Below are 23,333 nucleotides of genomic sequence, written 5' to 3' on the forward strand. Positions count from 1 at the left end.
GTAACAAAATAAAAAAATTAAAAATAGTAAAGATTGTAAAAAAATAACGTTTAAGATGTAAATGGTAGGGGTGATGATGTGAATAGTGGTAGCTAATGTAGGTATTTCCATGAAGGAAAAGAAAAATTAGGAAAAAAATACAGGATAATCTTTTAATTTATCAGATCTATTATTTACATAAATTATTTTATTTATTTGTATAGGTTTTACACTTATTTTTGTATATTGTGTGTTTTATATAAAAAATAATTATTTTGTCTCAATATAAAAATAAAAATATTAAAATAATTAAAAATATTGATTTAATTACGGATTTCCGTAAAATAATATAATTGTTTGTAAGTAATTTTGTTATATAAAAAAGGATAAAATTAAATTTTCAAACATAAAAGATCTTTTTAGCGTCAGAAAGCCTCCTTCTACAAACGGAGGCTTTTTTTATGGAATTTTATTTTTTAAATTTTAATAAAATACTGTTGCAAACAACACTTACACTACTTAAAGCCATTGCAGCACTAGCAATCATTGGGTTGAGTAAAAAACTGTTTACAGAATATAAAACTCCAGCTGCAATAGGAATTCCAATGATATTATAAACAAAAGCCCAAAACAAATTTTGCTTAATTGTAGTTACTGTCTGTTTAGATAAACGAATAGCTTGAGATACTTTTAATAAATCACCTGAAATGATAGTCATTTTAGCAACATCAATAGCAATATCCGAACCTTTCCCCATAGCGATACTTACATCAGCCTGAGCCAAAGCAGCACTGTCATTAATTCCGTCTCCAATCATAGCTATAATGTTTTTATTTTTGGAAGAATTTTGAAGTTGTTTTACAAAGTCAATTTTTTCTTGAGGAGAAACTTCAGACTTAAAATGTGTAATTCCAACTTTTTCTGCAACTAATTTTGCTGTTTCGTGATTATCACCTGTTAACATATAGATTTCAATGCCTAAATTTTTAATTTGTTTTATAGCCTCTTTGGAAGAAACTTTTATTGCATCAGATATAGAAATAACAGAAAGAACCTGTGAATCATTTGTAAATACAAGTACAGTTTTAGCTTGAGATAACTTTGAACTAATATAACTTTGAATAGATTCTGTAATATAAATGTTTTTTTCATTAATGAAAGAAGGATTGCCAATATAAAATTTTTGATTATTAAAGTTACCTACAATTCCTTTTCCTGTAATGTTTTCAATCTGTATAGTTGGTAAAAATTTTGCTTTATCACGGATACTATTTACAATAGCTTCTGCTAGTGGATGTTCTGAAGATTTTTCTATACTATATAAAAGATCGGTAAGACTTTGATTTGTTTCTGTAAACCATTCTATAGAATCTACGGTAGGTTTTCCTTCAGTAATTGTGCCGGTTTTATCCAAAATAATGGAATTAGTTTTTTTAGCAGTTTCTAAACTTTCTGCATCCTTAATTAAAATTCCCTCTTGAGCGCCTTTGCCTACACCTACCATAATAGCTGTGGGAGTAGCTAATCCTAAAGCGCAGGGACAAGCAATAACTAAGACTGTGACAAAGCATTGTATACCAAAAATAAAACCTTGATTTCCTCCTAAAATAATCCAAATCAATAATGTTAAAAAAGCTATAGAAAAAACTATAGGTACAAATATTCCGGCAATTTTATCTACTAATTTTTGAACAGGGGCTTTACTCCCTTGAGCTTCTTGCACGGTTTTTATGATTTGAGAAAGTAGGGTATCACTACCAACTTTTTCAGCCTTAAATTGGAAACTTCCTTTTTGATTTATAGTTCCTGCAAATACTTTATTTCCCTTAGACTTTTCAACAGGAATAGGTTCTCCACTTATCATACTTTCATCAACAAAAGAGTTTCCGGTTAGTACCTCACCATCTACAGCTATTTTTTCACCGGGTTTCACTAAAACAATCATATTCTTTTGTATATTTTTTATCGGAATTTCCATTTCATGTTTTTCATGATGAATAATTGTAACAGTCTTAGGCTGTAATCCAATTAATTTTTTTATAGCAGAAGAAGTATTTCCTTTGGCTGTTTGTTCTAAAACTTTACCAATAAGAATAAAGGTAATAATTACTGCAGAAGCTTCAAAATATACATGAGGTTTTAACCCACGATTGAGCCAAAAAGAGGGAAATAGAGTGTTAAATACACTAAATATATATGCAATTCCGGTACTAACTGCCACTAAAGTATCCATATTGGCAGAATGATGTTTTGCCTGTTTATAAGCACCAATAAAAAATTGTTTACCAAAAATAAAAACCACAGGGGTTGCCAATAACCACATAAGGTAATTAGCCCAACTTTGGTGCATAAAAAAGGGGATCATTCCAATAAGTACAAGTGGAATAGAGAGCAGAAGAGCTCCCCATGTTTTTCTTTTTAATGTTATGAAATGTTGTCTTTGTATATCATCTAATGAGTTTTTAGATTCATCACTTTCATCGATCATCAAATCATATCCAATTTCTTGTAAAGATTTTTTTAATTCTTCTGGGTTTATTAATGACGGTATATATTCTACATTGACAGATGCATTTGCATAATTAACTGAAGCGCTGACAACTCCTGTTTGTTGCTTTAAAACATTCTGACTACTGTTTGCACAAGATGCACAACTTAAATTCATTATAGGATATGTTTTTTTTATAGTAGGTACATTATATCCTAAATTCCTTATTTCTTTTACTACTAGAGGAATTACAGAAGCAGTATCTTCAGCATGTATTTTTACACGATTATTGTTTAGTTCTATGGTATGTGATTGAATTTCTTTTACTGTATCTAAACCTTTATTTACTATTAAAGCACAATGTTCACTATCAACATTTTCTAAAGGTATATAGATAATATTTTTTTGTCCGTTTTTTATAGGGCTCATTTTAATATGTTTAAAATAATACAAAAGTAATAAGAAAAGAAGCCCCCTATTTTGTAAAGTTATGGAATAAATTTATATTATGATTATTTCAATAGTTTTTATATTTTTGCAAAGCATTTTAAAAATGGCCTCATAGTTCAATGGATAGAACAAAAGTTTCCTAAACTTTAGATGTGAGTTCGATTCTCGCTGGGGCTACAACTTAAAAAAAATCACATATGTTGTTATGTGATTTTTTTTATTTATCAATAAAGAAACTTTTTTCTAGATATTGTAATGTAGAATATACTTTGAATTTAGTTATATATCTGAAAAAATGTTTTTAAAACCAGCCTTTGTGATTCACTTGATAGGTATTATAAAAATCTTCATCGGATTTTGTTAAATAAATTATTCCTTCAATTAGCCCAATAGGTCCCATAATTGTAGAGCCTAATCCACAAGTGAGAATGGAAACTAATAGCATAATAAGACCTTCTTTATTATATCCTAAAATAAATTTATGAATTCCAAAAGAACCAAAAAGAATCCCTAAAATTCCAGCTATAATTTTTTTATTTTCTTTTTGAGGATTTGAACTTGAAGTGATTCCACTATCAGAATTTGTATTCTGAGGATAATTTGTTTGCTCCATTTTTTAAGTTTAATTTTACGACAAAAATAAGATATAATTTTTTATTTGAATCTTATTCAGAACTATTTTTTATAAAAAAGTAGTATTTTTGTTATCTAAAAATATTTGACAAATGAATTATGATATTATAGTTATTGGTAGCGGTCCAGGGGGATATGTTACGGCTATTAGAGCATCACAATTAGGTTTTAAAACAGCAGTAGTAGAACGTGAAAAATTAGGAGGCATTTGTTTAAATTGGGGATGTATACCAACTAAAGCTTTACTTAAAAGTGCACACGTATTTGATTATATTAATCATGCAGAAGATTTCGGATTAAATAAATCGGAAGCTACTTTTGATTTTGCCAATATTATAAAAAGAAGTAGAGGGGTATCTGATAAGATGAATAAAGGAGTAGCCTTTTTAATGAAAAAAAATAAGATAGATGTTATTACAGGAAATGCGAAAGTAAAAACAGGTAAGAAAATAGAAGTAACAAATGCAGAAGGAAAAATTACAGAATATTCTGCTCAACATATAATAATTGCTACCGGCGCAAGGTCTAGAGAGTTACCTAATTTACCACAGGATGGTAAAAAAATTATTGGATATAGAGAAGCATTAACACTTAGCCAACAACCTAAATCTATGATTGTGGTAGGTTCAGGGGCCATAGGTATTGAATTTGCTTATTTTTATTCAACTATGGGCACCCAAGTAAAAGTAGTTGAATTTATGCCAAATATTGTTCCTGTGGAAGATGAAGAAACATCTAAACATTTAGAAAAATCATTAAAAAAACATGGAATAGATATAATGACCAATGCTTCTGTAGAAAAAGTGGATACAACAGGAGAGGGGGTAAAAGCATTCGTGAAAACATCTTCAGGAGAAGTTACTCTTGAAGCTGATATTTTACTGTCAGCTGTAGGAATCTCTGCAAATATTGAAAATCTAGGTTTAGAAGATGTAGGGATTGCAACAGATAAAGGAAGAATTTTAGTAGATGATTATTATAGAACTAATGTATCTGGTTATTATGCTATAGGAGATGTTATACCAGGTCCTGCACTTGCACATGTAGCATCGGCAGAAGGAATTCTTTGTGTTGAAAAAATAAAAGGGATAGATGTAGAACCTATTAATTATGAAAATATTCCGGGATGCACATATTGCTCTCCGGAAATAGCATCTGTAGGATTGACAGAGAAAAAAGCAAAAGAAGCAGGTTATGAATTAAAAATCGGTAAATTTCCTTTTGCTGCCTCAGGAAAAGCTACAGCTAATGGAGATGTAGACGGATTTATTAAGGTGATTTATGATGCTAAATATGGTGAGTTATTAGGATGCCACATGGTAGGAAATGGTGTAACGGATATGATTGCAGAGGCTGTAGCCGTAAGACGTTTGGAATCAACAGCTCATGAAATTTTAACTACTATACATCCACATCCTACATTATCAGAAGCATTTAAAGGAGCTACCGAAGATGCTTATGGAGAAGCTATAGATTTATAATTTTATCGAAATATTATTATAAAAAGGAAAACTAAATTATAGTTTTCCTTTTTTTTATAAAAAATAAATATAATGAGACTTTTTTATGCTAAATTTATAAAAAATCCTATTATTGAATTTAGTATTAATTGTACTTGTAATTATTATAGCAAACAAAAAAAGGATCATTAATTAAACTAATATCTTATATTATAAATGAGATTTATTATTAAATTTAAATTTTCCATCATAAGAATAATAGAGTGAATATTATAACAATATCTTTTATAAATTTTTCATAAAAATAAATATATTATTACAATTTTTTAAATTAAAAAAATAGATTAATTAAAGGTTATGAAATGATCATAAAATTAAATAACTATTCTCTCGTTATAATTTTATAGATGTATTATAATATTACAAAAAATAAAAAGAAGATTTTTTATTATGAGAACAATTGGTTTAATTGGAGGAATGAGTTGGGAGAGTACAGTAACATACTATCAAACTATTAATCAGGTTGTGAAAAAACAATTAGGAGGATTACATTCAGCCCAATGTATTTTATATAGTGTTGATTTTCATGAAATAGAATATTGTCAATCTAATAATAATTGGAAAAAAAGTGCTGATATTTTAATTCAAGCAGCACTTAGCTTACAAAAAGCAGGGGCAGATTTTATTGTTATTTGTACAAATACTATGCATAAAGTTGTGCCCGACATGCTTCCATATCTTAATATACCTATTTTACATATTGCTGAAATGACAGTTAAAGCTTTAAAAAATAAAAATATTAAAAAAGTTGCTTTATTAGGCACTTGTTACACTATGGAGCAAGATTTTTATAAAAAGGTTATAATTGATCATGGAATTGATGTTTTGATACCAGAAAAACAAGATCGACGGAAAATTAATGATATAATTTTTAAGGAATTATGTTTGGGTATTATTAAATCGAATTCTAAAAAAATCTGTTTAGATATTATAAATAAACTTTGCAATTTAGGTATTCAAGGTGTTATTTTAGGATGTACAGAAATTGGTTTATTGATCCAACAAAATGATACAATGATTCCTTTATTTGATACTACTTTAATACATGCACAGGAAGCAGCAATTAGATCTTTAAAATAAATTAACATACATTATTTATTATAAATGGATAACTAAAAGAACATATAATTTTGAATCATTATGATATGTTAAATTTTTTCAAGAATTTTCTTAAGATTTATCTCACTTTTTATTCATAGAAAAACAAATAAATTCTTTATAATTTTGTGAAAAATCTTCAGAGTGAAAAAACTAATAATTTTATATTTTATTTTTTTTAGTAGTCAAATACATTACTGTCAATCAATATTAATGACTATTAATAAAGATACTATTTATACAGATTATTTTGAGAAAACTCAAAATAATAATTTAAAACAAATAGGCGTCAAGGAATCTATAAAAAACTTTATTGATTTTAATTTATTAAAACAATATTCTATTCAAAAAAGAATAAATAATTCTACTGAATACTTATTACAGCTTAAAAAAGAATCAGAAAAGTTTAAAGATAGCATTTACTATTCTCAAGAAATAGTAGAACCACTTTTAAGAGATTATTATAAAAAATTAAAAACAGAAAGGAAAGTACAATTATTACTTTTAAAAAAAGAATTATTAAATGAAAAAAATATTGATAAATATATTAATACTTTATTGAAACAAATAAATAATAACATATATATTTTTGAGAAGGAAGTAGAAAAATATTCAACAATACAAAAATATAAAAAACCAGTTTATATAGATGTTTTTTCACTTGAAAAACCTTTAATGGACACAATTTATAATGCTCCTTTAAATCATACGACAATATTTAAAGCAATAGATGGAAAAATATATTTTATTTTGGTAAGTGAGGAGAGGCAATATTTAGGAAATGTTGTATTAGATGAAATATATATTAATAATTCATCTGAGAATGGCAAAAATGAGGCAGATCTAATATACAGCAAAATTAAAAATCCAGAAGATTTTTTAGAAGCCAAAAACAAATATTCAAAACATACGGATAAAGAAAATAGTTTTTATACAGATATAAACAATGATACTCTATATAATTATGTGAAAAATGTTCATGAACCTACAGTTTTTCCTCCAATAAAAACTAATGACGGTTTTAAAATATACAAATATATTTTTAGGGATAATTTTGAGGATTATAATACTTCAAAAAATAGAATTTTTGAAAATTTAAAAAAATCTATTGAAGTAAATACTTTAAATGATCATTTAATTCAAGAATTAAAACAAAAATCCTTTTTTAAAGAAGATATTTATAATATAAAAAAATTTCAAGAATCACTTCCAGGAACTTACGAGAATTTTCAAAAAATGGAATTAGAAAATGAAAAAATTTTAGTATTAATTGGGAATGATATTAAATTTACAGATAAAGAATTATTAAAGCATTTAAAACAAATTCCTAAAGAACAATATCCCAATGTAGTAAATTTCAGTCAATATATTCTCAACGAATGGGAAAATCAGGCAATAATTAATTATTATAACTCACATTTTTATGAAATAGATAGAAATAAAGAATTCTATAATAATTTAGAAAATCAATTATTAATTAAATTTGCCTTAAAAAATATTACCAAAGATGCTCAAGCAGATATTGAAGGGCAACAGGAATTTCTAAAAACACATTCCGATAGATTAATTTGGAAAGAAAGAATACAAGGAACCTTATATTATTGCTTAAATTCTGAGGTAGAGAAAAAAGTATTACAAATGTTAAATACAGGAAAGTCCACTCAGGAAATAGGTAATTACTTTAAAGGAAAAACAGATTCTGAAAAAAATGTATTGTTGGTCATAAATCAAGGGAAATATACACGAGAATCGGTTAATTTACCCACAGAAGAGAAACTGTTAAAAAAAATCTATACTACAGATTACAAGACCGGAAAATTAATTATATATATAAATAATATAATTAAAAATGATAAAATGACTCTTAAAGAACTACAAACCATGTTTATTAATGAATATATAGATTATAAAATTGATACAGTTATGCAACAATTAAAAAATGAAGTAGTAATTCATATAGATAATTTACAGGAAGATTATTTAATAAGAAAATATGGATTATAATTGAAAAAACTATAGAATTTGAGGAAACTGAGAAAAAGAAGTTTAAATTTGTAAAATATTAAAATTTGATATGAATAAAATACTGATATTAATAACTTTTTTAATAACAACTTTGAGTGTAGCTCAGGAAAGGAAAATTGACGGAATTGTAGCTGTAGTAGGGGATGAGATTATTACAGAATCAGATATAAATGATGCTGAAAACTATGCCCGTTCAGAAGGACAAACAGTAACGGACAAATGCAGTTTTGTAGAAACCATGATGAAAGAAAAACTTATTTTATACAAAGCTAAACAAGATACACTTATTACAGTCGGGAATGATGAAGTTTCTAGGGAAGTAGATTCGCGGTTAGATGGTTATAGAAATTATTTCGGATCAGATCAAAATGTTTTGACAAATTTTAAGTTCAAAACTATGGGAGAACTAAAAAATGTGCTAGAAACAATGATTAAAAATCAAATGTATACACAAAGGAAAATGGCTAGTATTACCCATAATATAGATGTTTCTCCGGAATACCTTAAAGATTTTTATAATACGCATCAAGAAGAATTTCCGCATCTAAATGAAGAAATTGAATATGCACAAATTTTTCTTTATCCAGAATTGTCTCAAGATCATAAAAAAGAGCTCATCGATCAATTAAATGATATAAAAAAACAAATACAAGAAGGAGCCAGTTTTGCCGATATGGCTAAAAAATATTCACAAGATCCAGGATCAGCAGAAAATGGTGGTTTGATTATGAATGTCAAAAGAGGACAAATGGTAAAAGAGTTTGATGCAGTTGCATTTAGTTTAGAAGAAGGACAAATTTCTGATCCGTTTGAAACAGAATACGGATATCATATTATATATTTACAAAAAAGAAAAGGACAAATTTTAGATCTAAGACATATTTTATTAGCAGCAGTTCCTAATAAAGAAGAAATTAATGCTGCTATCAAAAAATTAGAAGGAATTAAAGATGAAATTAAATCTGAAAAAATAACCTTTAGTGCTGCTGCCTTAAAATATTCAGATGATAAGTATACTAAATATAACGGAGGAGTTTTGTCAAATTCGCAAACAGGAGATAATAGATTTGAAAAAATAAAATTACCAACAAAAATTTTATATAATCTTTCAGGTCTAGGAAAAGGAGATTTGTCTGAAGTTTTTGAAGATAAAGATAACAATAGAACTGTTGTAAAATTATTAAAAATAACAGATGTAATACCGGCTCATAAAATGAATTTAGAAATTGACTATAATAGAATTAAAAATTTTGCACAAAGAACTAAAGAAAACGATATTATAGAAAAATGGGTTGAAAATCAAATACCTACAACTTTTATTACTGTTCAAAATGAATATAAAAAATGTAATTTTTCTATAGATTGGTTACAAATTAAAAAGAAATAAACAGTATAATAAATTAAAGTAAAAGATCCTGCATATTGCAGGATTTTTTTTATTATTAAAATATTTTTTATATTAATATGATATATATCTTATCTTGTTAGATTGAATTTAAAGATAAATAATATATATTTGATAGATAATTTAAACTATCAAAACAAAATATTTATTAAAAATTCTTTATTATTTTTTGCAATATTAATGACTTTTCATTTCATGAAAGGTCAGAGAGAAAATGAAATTCTAAATTTAGAATTTCGAAATGAAAATGTTACTGCCAATTACAAAGCATTTAAAATTGGAGAATACTATTGGATGTCTGAGAACTTCAATAATCCTAAATTTAATACGGCAACACAAGAACAGTTAACCAAGCATATGAGTGTTTGGGGAGTACCTTATAATGTTTCCATTAATGATTATAATAAATATTATGGAGAATATTATGGTTTAGGATGGGAACCCAAAGGGAAGATGTACGAAAATAATCAGCTGGGTATTGCCTGGTATAGCAGAGTTTGATCAGTTATTAGCAATGTGCGGTATCGGTTCTTATAAAGATATAAAAGAATATTTAGGAGCTAAAACTAATGATAACCCAGCCGCTGTAAATTTAGAAAGTGGGGATATAGATAATGGTCATTGGTTTGCCCCCAATAAAAATGTTTATGGGTTTGGTTTAATGCCTGGAGGTGGAAGAATAAATGGACCTTGGGAAGGTTTATTAGAAGGAGATTTCTATGGGTTATATAAGTAAGCAAGATTACGTTTAAATACAGGTGGATTAATAGTTTTTGATAATTTAACCCATAAGGTAGTTTACGAACCGGCATTATATCATTGGCTTAATGTTAGATGGACAAAGCGAATACCAGATGAAGTATTAGGTTATAAACTTTATATTAAAGATTCTGATTATAATAAATATAAGGATTCAGGATTAATTTTTAATTTTGATATATCTATAGTAGATATAAAAAAATTAGGATTACAGGAGCTGCCACCAGCAGGGTTTTTAGAATTACCTAATGGTTGGATAAGAGGTTTTTATGTTCAAAAAAATGGTACAGATCCTGCTTTACCCCAAATAGTCTCTCACTTACAAATAATAAAAAAAGATAATAAATTTATTTTTAAAGAAAAAGATAGCATTGAAATATATTTAAGAACAAGTGAATCCAATAATAAAAATATAAATTTTGGATTATATAATCCTAAAGATGGAAGTTTTAGAGGACCTTTAAACATAATTTCTCAAGATGGATTTATTTATACTTGTCAGTTACCGGAAAATTATATAGGTAACTTTATGTTAGTTCCTTATATAGTACAACAAAATGGAGAAAAAAATATAGTAAAAAGAGCACCATCAAGTCCTTGGATAGATCGATTACCTCTGACAATACAGTATAAAACTAATACAAAAAAGTATATTCCATCCGAAGAATTTCAGGTTACCAGTTATATGCAGTTAAATATCAAAGAAAACGGATCTAATATGGTAAATAAAATATTCCAGGTAGATATGGAAAAAAACTTTATGGTATCTATGCCAACAAGTAATCAGGAAATATCTAAAATTGGTTTGTTCTATTCGAATGGAGATTTTTATACAAATATAACAACCAGTAGAAAAGGAGCTGTATATACATGTAAAATACCTAATACAGTGCAAGACGGAACTTATGTCATTATGCCTTATACAGAAGAAAATAAAGAAATAAAAGTAATAGAAAGGACAAATGATAAATATTATATGGATAGATTACCTTTAGTTGTATTAGAGGAAGATATTTGGGAAGAAGATTCAAGTTTAGCTTCACTATCACAGAAAAATGGAGAAAATCTTATTCCATATGTGAAAGATAATACCCTATATATAAAAGGGTTAATATATCCAGCAACTATTTCTATATATAATTTAAATGGAAATAAACTAAAATCTCAGAAAAATATTACACAAGATACAGGATTAACCATTTACAATTTAAAAACAGGAGTTTATATAATACAATTAATTTCAGAACAAGGAAAAGTAAAAAGTTTAAAATTTATAAAAGAATAAATTATAAAAATAAATAATAAAAGAGGCTATCTAAATTTAGATAACCTCTTTTATTATTTATAAATCTAACACTTTTCTTTATTTTTGCCAAAGAAATACAATATCATGGATTTTGATCAGGAATCTTTTCAAATGCAGGCTAAAACCTTTTTCGGGTTAGAAGATATATTAGCACAGGAACTAAAACAATTAGGAGCCTCAAAAATAAAAATAAAAAACAGAGCTGTAGAATTCTACGGAGATTTGGGCTTTTTATATAAAGCTAATTATTCACTTCGTACGGCACTTAAAATTTTATTGCCCATACATTCATTCCGAGCTAAAAACGAAATAATTTTTGAAAAAGAACTTATTAATTTTCCTTGGGAGAAATATCTCTATAACTCACAAACCTTTGCTATAGATACAACTGTATATTCAGAATATTTTAGTCATTCTCAATACATTGCATTAAAAATGAAAGATACAATAGTTGATAGATTCAGAAAAAAATTTGGTAAAAGGCCCAATGTCGATACAAAAGATCCGGATATAAAATTTCATTTATATATAGCAAATGATAATGTAACTATTTCTTTAGACAGTAGTGGAGAGCCCTTATTTAAAAGAGGGTATAGAAAAGCTCATTTTGAAGCTCCTATAAATGAAGTTTTGGCAGCAGGTTTATTAAATATAGCAGGCTGGGAAGGTAAGGGAAATTTACTAGATCCTATGTGTGGTTCAGGAACACTGTTAATAGAAGCAGCAATGATGGCACTAAATATACCCCCACAATTTTATAGAAAACATTTTGGTTTTATGAACTGGGCTAATTTTAATTTATCACTATATGATAAAATAAAAGAAACAAGAATTAACAGAATTAGAGAATTTAACGGAAAAATTCTAGGGTACGATATATCGCGAAATGCTATAAATTCCGCAATGTCTAATATAGAAGCCGCTGATTTAACTGAATTTATAGAAGTCAAAAATCAAGATTTTTTTCAATCTGAAAAAGATATGTTCCCTGTTTTAGTCATATTCAATCCTCCTTATAATGAGAGATTAACAATACAAGAAGAAGATTTTTATAAAAAAATAGGAGATACATTAAAAAAAGCATATAAAAATACATTAGCTTGGTTTATAACTTCAGATATAGATGCATTTAAAAAAGTAGGATTGCGACCTTCCAAAAAAATAAAACTTTTTAATGGAAAACTTGAATGTCGTTTTTTTCAATATGATATATATGAAGGAACAAAGAAAATACATAAAAATATAATATAATTTTTTGAAAAATAAAATGTTTATTTTATTACAAATAAATAAACTATGAAAACGTATATTTGTAAATAGATTAAAATTATAAGTGTATTTTTCAAGTTAAACGATAATTTTTATGAAAGTAGCCTTAATATCTTTAGACTATTATGGATATGATAAGTATATTGTTTCAGCGATGAAAAACTTGGGGATTGAAACGATCCATATAGATATTTATGCAAATAGATATATATATCCAAATTTATGGGTTAGATTTAAAAATCTTTTAAATAAAACTTTTTTCGAATCTAATATTAAAAGACAACATTTAGATAGGTTGATTCATAATGAATTATCACCATTGGGTATTTTTGATAAAATAATTATTATACATGCAGAATGGTTATCTTCCGAAACATTGTTGTACTGTCAAACTGTCTGTAAAAAAATGATTGCATATCATTATGATGGAATACAAAGAATGCCGGCTATATCCAATACATTTAATTATTTTGATAAAATTTACAGTTATGATAAACAAGATGTTGAAAAATATAATTTAGAGTTTATACCTAATTTTATTTACGAAGAGGATACACAAAAAAAGGATAATATTTTACCTAAAGCATTTAATATTTCTTCTTTGGATCAACGAACTATCATTTTAGAAAAAATAGCTAAAGTTTTACAAGAAAAAAATTTTCCTTACGATTTTTTTGTAGTGAATAGAAGACAAATAAATTTTTATATACCCAAAATTAAAACAAAAATAAAATACTTGAATCATATGATTTCAAGGGAAGAATCTTTAAAAAAAATAAAAGATTCAACTATTATGATTGACGTACAAAGACCCGAACAAGAAGGACTCACATTTAGAGTTTTCGAAGCTCTGGGATATAGAAAAAAACTTATTACCACAAATAAAGATATTGTAAATTATGATTTTTATAATCCTAACAATATATTATTATTAGATCCCGATAATATAGAAATATCAGATAGTTTCCTAAATTCAAAATATCAAGAAGTACCCAAAGAAATTATTGAAAAATATCAAATTAAAAATTGGGTAAAAAAAATATTAGAAATTAATTAATATTCTAACTTCTTTTCCTTTAAAATTCAAAAATAAGTAAACTAGAAAAATGCGCACCAAATCAATTGGAAAGAAAAAAATAAATATAATTACATTAGGATGCTCTAAAAACATCTATGATTCAGAAATATTGATGAATCAGTTAAAAGCAAATGGTAAAGAAGTTGTACATGAAAAAAAAGGAGATATTGTAGTAATAAATACTTGTGGTTTTATAGAAAATGCAAAAGAAGAAAGCATTACAACTATTTTAGAATGTATAGAACAAAAAAAGCAAGGATTAATAGAAAAAGTATTTGTCACCGGATGTTTATCTGAAAGATATAAACCAGATCTCCAGAAAGAAATACCAGATGTAGATACATATTTCGGAACTCGTGAATTACCTTTATTACTTAAAGCTTTAGGAGCAGATTATAAACATGAACTAGTAGGAGAAAGATTAGTTACAACACCAAGACATTATGCATATCTTAAAATTTCAGAAGGATGTGATAGGCCTTGTAGTTTTTGTGCTATTCCACTTATAAGAGGGCGTCATGTTTCAACTCCCGTACCTGAACTTATTTCAGAGGCCAAAGCTCTGGCTAAAGGAGGTACTAAAGAATTGATTTTAATAGCACAGGATCTTACATATTATGGTTTAGATATCTATAAAAAAAGAGCGTTAGGAGATTTATTACGAGAATTAGTAAAAATAAAAGACATAGAATGGATTCGTTTACATTATGCTTTTCCAACAGGTTTTCCTGAAGATGTTTTAAATATAATGAAAGAAGAACCTAAAATTTGTAATTATATAGACATACCTCTTCAACATATATCAAACGATATACTCAAATCAATGAAACGAGGAACGACTAAAGAAAAAACAAATAAACTCTTGCAAGAATTTAGGAATCATATTCCCAATATGGCTATAAGAACATCTTTAATAGTAGGTTATCCGGGAGAAACACGTAAGGAATTTGAGGAATTAAAAACTTGGATTACAGAACAAAGATTTGAACGTCTGGGATGTTTTACCTATTCTCATGAAGAAAATACTTCTGCTTATTCTTTGAAGGATGATATTTCTGATGAAGAGAAAAATGAAAGAGTTAATGAAATTATGGAAATACAATCTCAAATATCTTGGGAATTAAATCAAGAAAAAATAGGAAAAATATTTAAATGTATCATAGATAGAAAAGAAGGAGATTATTTTATAGGAAGAACAGAATATGATTCCCCTGATGTAGATAATGAAGTATTAATAAAAGAAGAAAATCTTAACTTATCCTTGGGTGAATTTGTAAACGTAAAAATTAAAAGAGCAGAAGAATTTGATCTATATGGAGAGGTAGTATAAAATAAAATTAATTAGATCATTTATTAAGAATAAAAAAGCTTCTGAAGAATATTTCAGAAGCTTTTTATCTATTTATCAAAATTATAACTATTATTTTTTACAAGATTTCATAAGTAACATTCAATACTCCCGACCCTAAATTTGCTAATTCTTTAAAAGCAGCTTGACTTAAATCAAATTCTCTTTTTGGAGAAAGAGGTCCGCGATCTGTAATTCTAACAATAACCTCTTTTCCATTTTTTGGATTTCTTATTTTTACCTTTGTTCCAAAAGGTAGAGTTTTATGTGCAGCTGTTAAATCGTTCATATCAAATTTTTCGCCACTAGAAGTATATCTTCCTTGAAATTTTTTTCCATACCAAGAGATTACACCTTTATTAGATAATTCACTTTTTTCTTCAACGTGATTTTCTATTTTTTTATTTGATACTTCTAGAGTATTAGATTTAAGTGAATTTAATTCTAAACTTAAAGAATCTTCATTTACATAAGTAAATGAGCTTTCTTTTTTATTAGACTCTAAAATTTTATTATTTTTTTGAGTTGCCGTAAATGATAAAGAAACTAAAAATACTAATGCTAATGTTATTTTCTTCATATGTAATTTGTTCATTTGCTTGACAAAAATACGATCACAAAAAAAGAAAAATGTGTAATATAAATTGTAAACTCTTTATTAAATCAGATTTGTCACTCTTCAATCTGTATAAATAAAGACTTTTATCATTTTAGTTAAAAAAATGTTAAATAAAATAATAATTGTTAATATTTTTATGTTTATTTACTGATATTATATTTAAAATATTCAATTTCAATAAATTATATATTTTTATGTAAATTTAATAATTATTAAATTTGGATCAATTAATAATAAAAAAATATGAATAAGAAAATACAGAAAGTGCATACTTATTGTTTAAGTATTTTAACACTATTCTTTTTATTTATAAGTTGTGAATCTTTAAAACACAAAAAAAATTTAAAAACAGCAGAGGATTTTTATCAAACTTATGCCGATAGAAAAGATTTAAAAAAACTTATGAGCTTTTATTCAGAATCTCCTATATATATTGATGCTGTACCTCAAATAAATATAGAAGGAAAAGAGAACATACAAAATCAATATAACTGGACAGATCCTTCCTATAAAATACATCCACAATTTCCCAAAACTGTTAAAATTAATCAGATGATATCTAATGATAGCATAGTTATTGTTAGTGGTATATATAATCCGTATTATTATAACGGTAAGTTAATTAATGAAATGCAGTTTAATAGTTGGTTATATTTTAATAAAGATGGGAAAATAGAAAAACAAGTAGAATGGGTTCAGTATCCAATGGATATATTAGAAGAAATTATAAACATAAAAAAAAGCATGCAAATCAACTAAGTAGAAAAAAACAATTTCACTACTTTTGTATGCTAAATTAAGTATTAACATGACTTCAAAACAGATAAGACAAAAATTTTTAGAATTTTTTCAATCGAAACAACATACTATAGTACCTTCAGCTCCTATTGTTTTAAAAGATGATCCAACCCTTATGTTTTCAAACTCTGGGATGACACAATTTAAAAACTTTTTTTTAGGGTATAAAGATCCGGAAAATAAAAGAGTTGCAGATACACAAAAATGTTTAAGAGTATCTGGAAAACATAATGATTTAGATGATGTAGGAAAAGATACTTACCATCATACAATGTTTGAAATGCTAGGGAATTGGAGTTTTGGAGATTACTTTAAAAAAGAAGCAATTGCTTGGGCTTGGGAACTTTTGACGGAAGTTTATAAAATCCCTAAAGAATATTTATATGTGACTATTTTTGAAGGAGATGATAAGGAAGGTTTAATAAGAGATTCAGAAGCTTTTAATTATTGGAAAGAACATATTTCAGAGGATAGAATTTTATTAGGAAATAAAAAAGATAATTTTTGGGAAATGGGTGATACAGGACCGTGTGGTCCCAGTTCTGAAATTCATGTAGATATAAGATCCAAAGAAGAAAAAGAGAAAATAGACGGAAAAACTCTAGTAAATAAAGATCATCCCCAGGTAATAGAAATATGGAACTTAGTATTTATGGAATTTTTGCGTAAAGCAGATGGTTCTTTAGATAAATTACCAAAGCAAAATGTAGATACGGGGATGGGATTTGAACGATTATGCATGGTTTTACAAGGAAAAACGTCTAATTATGATACTGACGTTTTTACACCATTAATCCAGAAAATAGAAAGCATTTCAGGTTATATATATGGGAATAATGCTGAAAAGGATATAGCAATTAGGGTTATAGTAGACCATATAAGAGCCATAGCTTTCTCTATTGCAGATGGGCAGTTACCATCAAATTCCGGAGCAGGTTATGTGATCAGACGTATTTTACGTAGGGCTATAGGATATGCTTTTAGATTTTTAGAAGTTAAAGACCCCATATTATACACATTAATTCCGGTTCTTAAAGAACAGATGGGAGAATTTTTTCCTGAAATTGAAAAGCAAGAGCATTTAATAAAAGAAGTAATAAAAGAAGAAGAAACAAATTTTTTAAAAACCATAGATCAAGGATTAGTAAGATTATCTAATTTTATGAAATCTCATAAAGATTTGAAAATAATTCCTGGAGATGTAATTTTTGAATTATATGATACCTATGGATTTCCTTCAGATTTATCTAGAATAATTGCTGAAGAAAAAGGATTAACTGTAGATGAACAAGGTTTTATTTCAGAAATGAAAAAACAAAAACAAAGGTCTAAATCTGCAAGTACTTTTAAAAATTATGATTGGGTAGTATTAGAAGAAGATCAACAAGAAGAGTTTGTAGGGTATGACTTCATAAAAACTCAGATTAAAATAACCCAATATAGAAAAGTTGAAAATAAAGAAGGAGAATTTTATCAATTAGTATTTCAGGTAACTCCGTTTTATGCTGAAAGTGGAGGGCAGGTTGGAGATACCGGATTTATTGAAAATATCAATGAAAAAATTGAAATATTAAATACAAAAAAAGAAAATAATCTTATAGTACATATAGTAAAAGAGTTACCAAAATATCCTGAGTTTCCATTTCAGGCAATAGTAAATTCTAAAAGACGACAACAGATAACTCAAAATCATTCTGCGACCCATTTGTTACATGAAGCACTTAGAGAAGTATTAGGAAATCATGTAGAACAAAAAGGATCATATGTAGGACCAGATTATCTGAGATTTGACTTTTCTCATTTTAATAAAATGACTAAAGAAGAAATAGCTTTAGTAGAGAAAAAAGTTAATATAAAAATTTATGAAAGACTTCCTCTGGAAGAAAATAGATCTGTGCCGTTTAAACAAGCTATTGAAATGGGGGCTATGGCATTATTTGGTGAAAAGTATGGAGATGTTGTACGAGTAATTAAATTTGGAGATTCTATAGAGCTTTGTGGTGGTACACATGTTTCTAATACTCAAGATATTTTAATATTTAAAATAATGAATGAAACTTCAAGTTCTGCTGGAATTAGAAGAATAGAAGCCATTACAGGAGAAACAGGGTTAAACTTTTTACAAGATCAGTTCAATGAATTTGAAGAATTGAAAAGTATTTTAAAAACTAATGAAAATCCTATTAAAGCAGTAGAAAAATTATATTCGGAAAATGAACAACTTAAAAAACAATTAGAACAATATATAAAAGAAAAAGCTGTTCAGGAAAAAGCATTATGGAAAAATGCTATCCAAAAAATTGGAGATATTAATTATTTAGGACTAATAACGAACTTAAATAATTCATCAGTAAAAGATATTATTTTTCAATTAAAGGCAGAAATAAAGAATTTATTCATTATTGTAGGTACCAAAACAAATAACAAACCTACTATATCCGTTGGAATATCTGATGATTTAGTAAAATCAGGTAAATGCCATGCCGGTACAATAGTAAAAGATTTAGCTCAAGAAATAAAAGGAGGAGGAGGAGGCCAGCCTTCCTTTGCTACTGCAGGGGGTAGTGATATAGGTGGATTAGAGAGAGCTATTCAAAAATCAAAAAATTTTTTGTAAAAATTATTAAAATTTAATTTAAAAAAGAGGATTATTTCCTCTTTTTTTATTTTTTATACATTTCATCAATAAGTAATTTGTATTTTTCAAGAATTATTTTTCTTCTGACTTTTAAAGTTGCTGTAACTTCTCCTGAATTCATATTGAAATCAGCAGATAATAATTTAAACTTTTTAACTTTTTCAAATTCAGCTAAATGAGATAACAGAGAGTTAATCCTTGTAGAATAAAAATCAATAATTAATTGATTATTAACTAGTTCGTCAAAATATTTAAAGTTAATATTTAAACTTTTAGCATACTTTTCTAAAGTTTCAAAATTGGGAATAATTAGAGCTGTTACATATGGTTTGTTATCTCCAATTAATACAGCCTGTTGAATGAAGTTATCATTAGTAAGAAGGTTTTCAATAAGTTGAGGGGAAATATATTTACCATTAGAGGTTTTCATTAAATCTTTGATTCGGTCTATAATAATTAAATTACCTTCATTATCAAATTTTCCAGCATCTCCTGTTTTGAACCATCCATCTTTTGTAAAAGCTTTTTTAGTTTCTTCAGGCTTTTTATAATAACCTTTAAATACTCCATATCCTTTAATTAATATTTCATTTTCATCACCAATCTCTATATGGACACCGGTCATAGGTTTTCCGGCAGTTCCATGTTTATAATGAATTAAAGGAAACGCAGCAACTGTTGCTGTAGTTTCAGTAAGCCCATATCCAACGATTAAATGTACACCTATAGCATCAAAAAATTCAGTAATATTAGGCGTTATAGAGGCCCCCCCAACCGGAATAAACCATAAATTTCCTCCAAGTTGTTTTTTTACCCTTTTAAAAGCCAACTGATCAGCTATATAATATTTAAATAATAAAAATAAAGGTATTTTACGATCATTTCTTTTTAACTCAGATACTTTTGATCCTATGGATATAGACCATTTGAAAAATTTTTGGGCTATTTTAGTGCTATTTTCAATTTTCTCATTGATAGAAATATAAATTTTTTGAAAAAGCCTTGGAACAGAACACATTGCAGTAGGTTGGGCTTCAATCATAAATTGAGCAACCTCTTTAGGATTTTCACAAATGCTAAGTTGTCCACCACAAGATAGAACAAAAGAACTCCAACATTTTTCAAATACATGGCTTAAAGGTAAAAAGACCAAAGTATTTTCATTTTCAGGATAAATGTTAAAAAATTTGTGATGAGCCTCAAAAACATTTATAAAATTCCCATGTGTTAACATAACCCCTTTAGGTTCTCCTGTTGTCCCTGAAGTATAAATAATAGAAGCTATATCTTCATTTTGTTTTTCAAATATCTCACTTTCAGTAGACTGTGACTTTATAAGGTTGTAAAAATGATATGAAAATTTATTTTGAAGTTCAGTAGAGCTTTTTGCAGTAATAATATGTTTTAAAAAATTACTATTAGAATAAATTTCGAGAATATTTTCATATTGTTTCAGTCCACCGGTTAAAATAATTTTAGTTTCCGTTTCATCCAGTATGTACTTAACCTGAGAAGAGGTCAAAGTAGCAAAAATAGGAATAGTCACAGCTCCAATACTAATAATAGCCATATCCATAATTACCCATTGAGGCATATTATCAGCATAAATAGCTATGTTGTCGTTAGGTTTTGCGCCTAGTTCTTTAAGAGCATTAGCTGTTTGCTTGATTAAATCATGAAATTCTTTCCATGAATAACTCTTCCATTTATTATTCTCTTTATACTTCAAAACAGGTTTTGAAGGAAATTTTTTATAATTTTTTAATATAAGTTGTAAGAAATTCATTTCTATTTTTATTAGTTATACTATATAGCATTTGCCTATAATTAGTAAGTACAAAATTAATACTAATCTAGCAAAGATGGTTAAAAAAAGTATTTTGTATATTCTTCATTATTGCATATACAAAGGATTTTGCGTAAATTTAACATTTAAAAATGTGAAAAAATGGCATTAGGAATTTTAAATACTTTTATTCAATGGTATATTAAAAAAAGAGTAAAGCAAATGGAGGTATTTATGGAAAATCCTATTGATACACAAAAGTCTGTGTTACTAACACTTTTGTATAAAGCTAAAGATACAGAATATGGAAAAAAATATGGTTTTCAGGATATACATTTATATAATGATTTTAAAAATAAAGTTCCATTAGTTACATACGAAGATTTTGAACCTTACATAACCCGTACCAGAAAAGGAGAAAAAGATATTATTTGGCCAGGACAGATAAACTGGTTTGCAAAATCCTCTGGTACTACCAATGCCAAAAGTAAGTTTATACCAATTACAGAAGATAGTCTTCAAGAGTGTCATTATAAGGCAGGTAAAGATTTATTTTCTATATATGCATATAATAATCCGACAACAAAAATTTTTGAATGTAAAAATTTAAGGTTAGGAGGAACAAGGGAAGATTATGAAGGATTTGAATCAAAATATGGAGATTTATCGGCAGTTTTAATAGATAATTTACCCTTTTGGGCAGAATGGAAAAGTACGCCGGATAAAGAAGTATCTTTATTAAAAGATTGGGAAATTAAGATGCCTGCAATTGTAGAACAAGTTGTTAAACAAAATGTAGGAAGTCTTACAGGAGTTCCGTCTTGGATGATGGTTTTATTAAGAAAAGTATTAGAAACTACAGGTAAAAATTATATAGATGAGGTATGGCCTAATGTAGAATGTTTTTTTCATGGAGGAATTAGTTTTGTCCCTTATAAAGAACAATATGCTTCAATATTTTCTAAATCTTTGAATTATTATGAAATATATAATGCTTCAGAAGGATATTTTGCTATGCAAGATACAAATGGATCTAAAGATATGCTTTTGATGTTAGATTATGGAATTTATTATGAATTTATACCTATGGATGAATTTTATTCTACCAAACCCACAATTTTATCTTTAGAGGAAGTAGAATTGCATACCAATTATGCTATCGTAATTACTACAAATGGAGGGCTATGGAGATATATAATTGGAGACACTGTAAAATTTGTATCTCAAATTCCTTATAGGATTAAAATTACAGGTAGAACAAAATTTTATATAAATGCTTTTGGAGAAGAATTAATGGTTGAAAATGCAGAAAAAGCACTTAAAGAAGCAGAACAAAAAACACAAGCTATTATATCAGAATACACAGCAGGTCCAATTTTTATGAAAGGTAAGGAAAAGGGTGCTCATGAATGGATTATAGAATTTACCCGACAACCCGATTCCTTAGAAAAATTTACAGAAATTTTAGACAAAGAACTGCAAAAATTAAATTCTGATTATGAGGCTAAACGTTATAATAATATGACTCTTAATATGCCGATAATTCATTCTGCACGTAAAAATTTATTTTATGACTGGATGAAAAAAAGAGGAAAATTAGGAGGACAAAATAAAGTACCTAGATTAGCTAATGATAGAGAATATTTAGATTCATTATTGAAAATGGATGTTTAATATTTTAAAAACTAAATATGCTTATAAATATTTGAAAAATATTCTTACATTTTTACAGTCTTATATTATAAAAACTTATTATTTAATCAGACAAATATGATTTTGTTTCATACTAAATAATACTTGAACCAGCAAAAAGTAAAATAATTCCCAAAATTTTATAATGATTATAGGAAAGTAATAAGTGAATAAAATGAATATATTTATAAGAAATTTATATAATATTTTTATATTAATTTCTCTTTAATTTAAATATGTTTAATATTAGAATTCTAAATTTTCTTTCTTTATTTAAAAGAAAATTAATTTAGCATATTACACAGTTCAAGTATAGAATTTATCAATTTAATTATATCAATATATTTTAAATATAGTAATAGTTTAAATAATTCAACAATAAAAAGAATAATTACATAAAGAATTTATTTTTATTGGATTTAGAAGTGTCTATTTAACTATA

Annotated in this window: 17 protein-coding genes and 1 tRNA gene; 14 read left to right on the forward strand and 4 right to left on the reverse strand. The window is 26.7% G+C overall.

Going from position 1 to position 23,333, the window contains the following annotated elements; genetic code table 11:
- Positions 1-448 precede the first annotated feature (448 nt).
- Positions 449-2,896, reverse strand: a complete 2,448-nt coding sequence (locus C4S77_RS07715; protein ID WP_105247053.1) for a heavy metal translocating P-type ATPase — start codon at positions 2,894-2,896, stop codon at positions 449-451.
- A 126-nt stretch (positions 2,897-3,022) separates the two neighbouring features.
- Here C4S77_RS07715 and C4S77_RS07720 point away from each other — a divergent pair.
- A tRNA-Arg gene (locus C4S77_RS07720) sits at positions 3,023-3,094 on the forward strand.
- A 124-nt stretch (positions 3,095-3,218) separates the two neighbouring features.
- Here C4S77_RS07720 and C4S77_RS07725 read toward each other — a convergent pair.
- Positions 3,219-3,530, reverse strand: coding sequence for a TM2 domain-containing protein (locus C4S77_RS07725; RefSeq protein WP_105247054.1), 312 nt, complete (start codon positions 3,528-3,530; stop codon positions 3,219-3,221).
- A 112-nt stretch (positions 3,531-3,642) separates the two neighbouring features.
- On the opposite strand from C4S77_RS07725, the gene lpdA reads away from it, so the two are divergent.
- The 10 genes from lpdA to rimO all read left to right on the forward strand — a co-directional run bounded on the left by lpdA (position 3,643) and on the right by rimO (position 15,340).
- A complete protein-coding gene (lpdA, locus tag C4S77_RS07730; protein ID WP_105247055.1) occupies positions 3,643-5,031 on the forward strand; it encodes a dihydrolipoyl dehydrogenase in 1,389 nt (462 codons plus the stop codon).
- Between the two features lie 429 nt (positions 5,032-5,460).
- Complete coding sequence (locus C4S77_RS07735; RefSeq protein WP_105194090.1) at positions 5,461-6,150, forward strand: aspartate/glutamate racemase family protein; 690 nt, start codon at positions 5,461-5,463, stop codon at positions 6,148-6,150.
- Positions 6,151-6,381: 231 nt separating this feature from the next.
- Complete coding sequence (locus C4S77_RS07740; protein WP_105247056.1) at positions 6,382-8,172, forward strand: hypothetical protein; 1,791 nt, start codon at positions 6,382-6,384, stop codon at positions 8,170-8,172.
- Between the two features lie 70 nt (positions 8,173-8,242).
- Positions 8,243-9,580: a peptidylprolyl isomerase gene (locus C4S77_RS07745; RefSeq protein WP_105247057.1), complete on the forward strand. Its 1,338-nt coding sequence runs from the start codon at positions 8,243-8,245 to the stop codon at positions 9,578-9,580.
- Between the two features lie 213 nt (positions 9,581-9,793).
- A complete protein-coding gene (locus tag C4S77_RS07750) occupies positions 9,794-10,099 on the forward strand; it encodes a hypothetical protein (protein WP_105247058.1) in 306 nt (101 codons plus the stop codon).
- Positions 10,077-10,334 (forward strand): hypothetical protein, encoded by a 258-nt coding sequence (locus C4S77_RS07755; protein ID WP_146106068.1) that lies wholly within the window; start codon positions 10,077-10,079, stop codon positions 10,332-10,334. The genes C4S77_RS07750 and C4S77_RS07755 overlap by 23 nt, the downstream gene beginning before the upstream one ends.
- Before the next feature lie 552 nt (positions 10,335-10,886).
- Positions 10,887-11,642 (forward strand): T9SS type A sorting domain-containing protein, encoded by a 756-nt coding sequence (locus tag C4S77_RS07760; RefSeq protein ID WP_105247060.1) that lies wholly within the window; start codon positions 10,887-10,889, stop codon positions 11,640-11,642.
- A gap of 105 nt (positions 11,643-11,747) precedes the next feature.
- Positions 11,748-12,914: a THUMP domain-containing class I SAM-dependent RNA methyltransferase gene (locus C4S77_RS07765; protein ID WP_105247061.1), complete on the forward strand. Its 1,167-nt coding sequence runs from the start codon at positions 11,748-11,750 to the stop codon at positions 12,912-12,914.
- A 112-nt stretch (positions 12,915-13,026) separates the two neighbouring features.
- Positions 13,027-13,989 (forward strand): hypothetical protein, encoded by a 963-nt coding sequence (locus tag C4S77_RS07770; RefSeq protein ID WP_105247062.1) that lies wholly within the window; start codon positions 13,027-13,029, stop codon positions 13,987-13,989.
- Between the two features lie 49 nt (positions 13,990-14,038).
- Positions 14,039-15,340: a 30S ribosomal protein S12 methylthiotransferase RimO gene (rimO, locus tag C4S77_RS07775; protein WP_105247063.1), complete on the forward strand. Its 1,302-nt coding sequence runs from the start codon at positions 14,039-14,041 to the stop codon at positions 15,338-15,340.
- Positions 15,341-15,437: 97 nt separating this feature from the next.
- On the opposite strand, the gene C4S77_RS07780 is transcribed toward rimO, so the two are convergent.
- Positions 15,438-15,938, reverse strand: coding sequence for a septal ring lytic transglycosylase RlpA family protein (locus C4S77_RS07780; RefSeq protein ID WP_221405107.1), 501 nt, complete (start codon positions 15,936-15,938; stop codon positions 15,438-15,440).
- A gap of 282 nt (positions 15,939-16,220) precedes the next feature.
- On the opposite strand from C4S77_RS07780, the gene C4S77_RS07785 reads away from it, so the two are divergent.
- Positions 16,221-16,736: a hypothetical protein gene (locus tag C4S77_RS07785; RefSeq protein WP_105247065.1), complete on the forward strand. Its 516-nt coding sequence runs from the start codon at positions 16,221-16,223 to the stop codon at positions 16,734-16,736.
- Between the two features lie 49 nt (positions 16,737-16,785).
- Positions 16,786-19,392, forward strand: a complete 2,607-nt coding sequence (gene alaS, locus C4S77_RS07790; protein WP_105247066.1) for an alanine--tRNA ligase — start codon at positions 16,786-16,788, stop codon at positions 19,390-19,392.
- 46 nt (positions 19,393-19,438) lie between these two features.
- On the opposite strand, the gene C4S77_RS07795 is transcribed toward alaS, so the two are convergent.
- Positions 19,439-21,199, reverse strand: a complete 1,761-nt coding sequence (locus tag C4S77_RS07795) for an AMP-dependent synthetase/ligase (protein WP_105247067.1) — start codon at positions 21,197-21,199, stop codon at positions 19,439-19,441.
- A 162-nt stretch (positions 21,200-21,361) separates the two neighbouring features.
- Here C4S77_RS07795 and C4S77_RS07800 point away from each other — a divergent pair, with 162 nt between their 5' ends.
- Positions 21,362-22,873: a GH3 auxin-responsive promoter family protein gene (locus tag C4S77_RS07800; protein WP_105247068.1), complete on the forward strand. Its 1,512-nt coding sequence runs from the start codon at positions 21,362-21,364 to the stop codon at positions 22,871-22,873.
- The last annotated feature ends 460 nt before the right edge of the window (positions 22,874-23,333 follow it).

This window comes from Apibacter adventoris (genome assembly GCF_002964975.1).
GTDB lineage: Bacteria > Bacteroidota > Bacteroidia > Flavobacteriales > Weeksellaceae > Apibacter > Apibacter adventoris.

Coding starts and splice junctions, on each gene's coding strand:
- C4S77_RS07715 (WP_105247053.1), bottom strand. CDS start 2,896: ATGAGCCCTATAAAAAACGGACAAAAAAATATTATCTATATACCTTTA.
- C4S77_RS07725 (WP_105247054.1), bottom strand. CDS start 3,530: ATGGAGCAAACAAATTATCCTCAGAATACAAATTCTGATAGTGGAATC.
- lpdA (WP_105247055.1), top strand. CDS start 3,643: ATGAATTATGATATTATAGTTATTGGTAGCGGTCCAGGGGGATATGTT.
- C4S77_RS07735 (WP_105194090.1), top strand. CDS start 5,461: ATGAGAACAATTGGTTTAATTGGAGGAATGAGTTGGGAGAGTACAGTA.
- C4S77_RS07740 (WP_105247056.1), top strand. CDS start 6,382: ATGACTATTAATAAAGATACTATTTATACAGATTATTTTGAGAAAACT.
- C4S77_RS07745 (WP_105247057.1), top strand. CDS start 8,243: ATGAATAAAATACTGATATTAATAACTTTTTTAATAACAACTTTGAGT.
- C4S77_RS07750 (WP_105247058.1), top strand. CDS start 9,794: ATGAAAGGTCAGAGAGAAAATGAAATTCTAAATTTAGAATTTCGAAAT.
- C4S77_RS07760 (WP_105247060.1), top strand. CDS start 10,887: ATGTTAGTTCCTTATATAGTACAACAAAATGGAGAAAAAAATATAGTA.
- C4S77_RS07765 (WP_105247061.1), top strand. CDS start 11,748: ATGGATTTTGATCAGGAATCTTTTCAAATGCAGGCTAAAACCTTTTTC.
- C4S77_RS07770 (WP_105247062.1), top strand. CDS start 13,027: ATGAAAGTAGCCTTAATATCTTTAGACTATTATGGATATGATAAGTAT.
- rimO (WP_105247063.1), top strand. CDS start 14,039: ATGCGCACCAAATCAATTGGAAAGAAAAAAATAAATATAATTACATTA.
- C4S77_RS07780 (WP_221405107.1), bottom strand. CDS start 15,938: ATGAAGAAAATAACATTAGCATTAGTATTTTTAGTTTCTTTATCATTT.
- C4S77_RS07785 (WP_105247065.1), top strand. CDS start 16,221: ATGAATAAGAAAATACAGAAAGTGCATACTTATTGTTTAAGTATTTTA.
- alaS (WP_105247066.1), top strand. CDS start 16,786: ATGACTTCAAAACAGATAAGACAAAAATTTTTAGAATTTTTTCAATCG.
- C4S77_RS07795 (WP_105247067.1), bottom strand. CDS start 21,199: ATGAATTTCTTACAACTTATATTAAAAAATTATAAAAAATTTCCTTCA.
- C4S77_RS07800 (WP_105247068.1), top strand. CDS start 21,362: ATGGCATTAGGAATTTTAAATACTTTTATTCAATGGTATATTAAAAAA.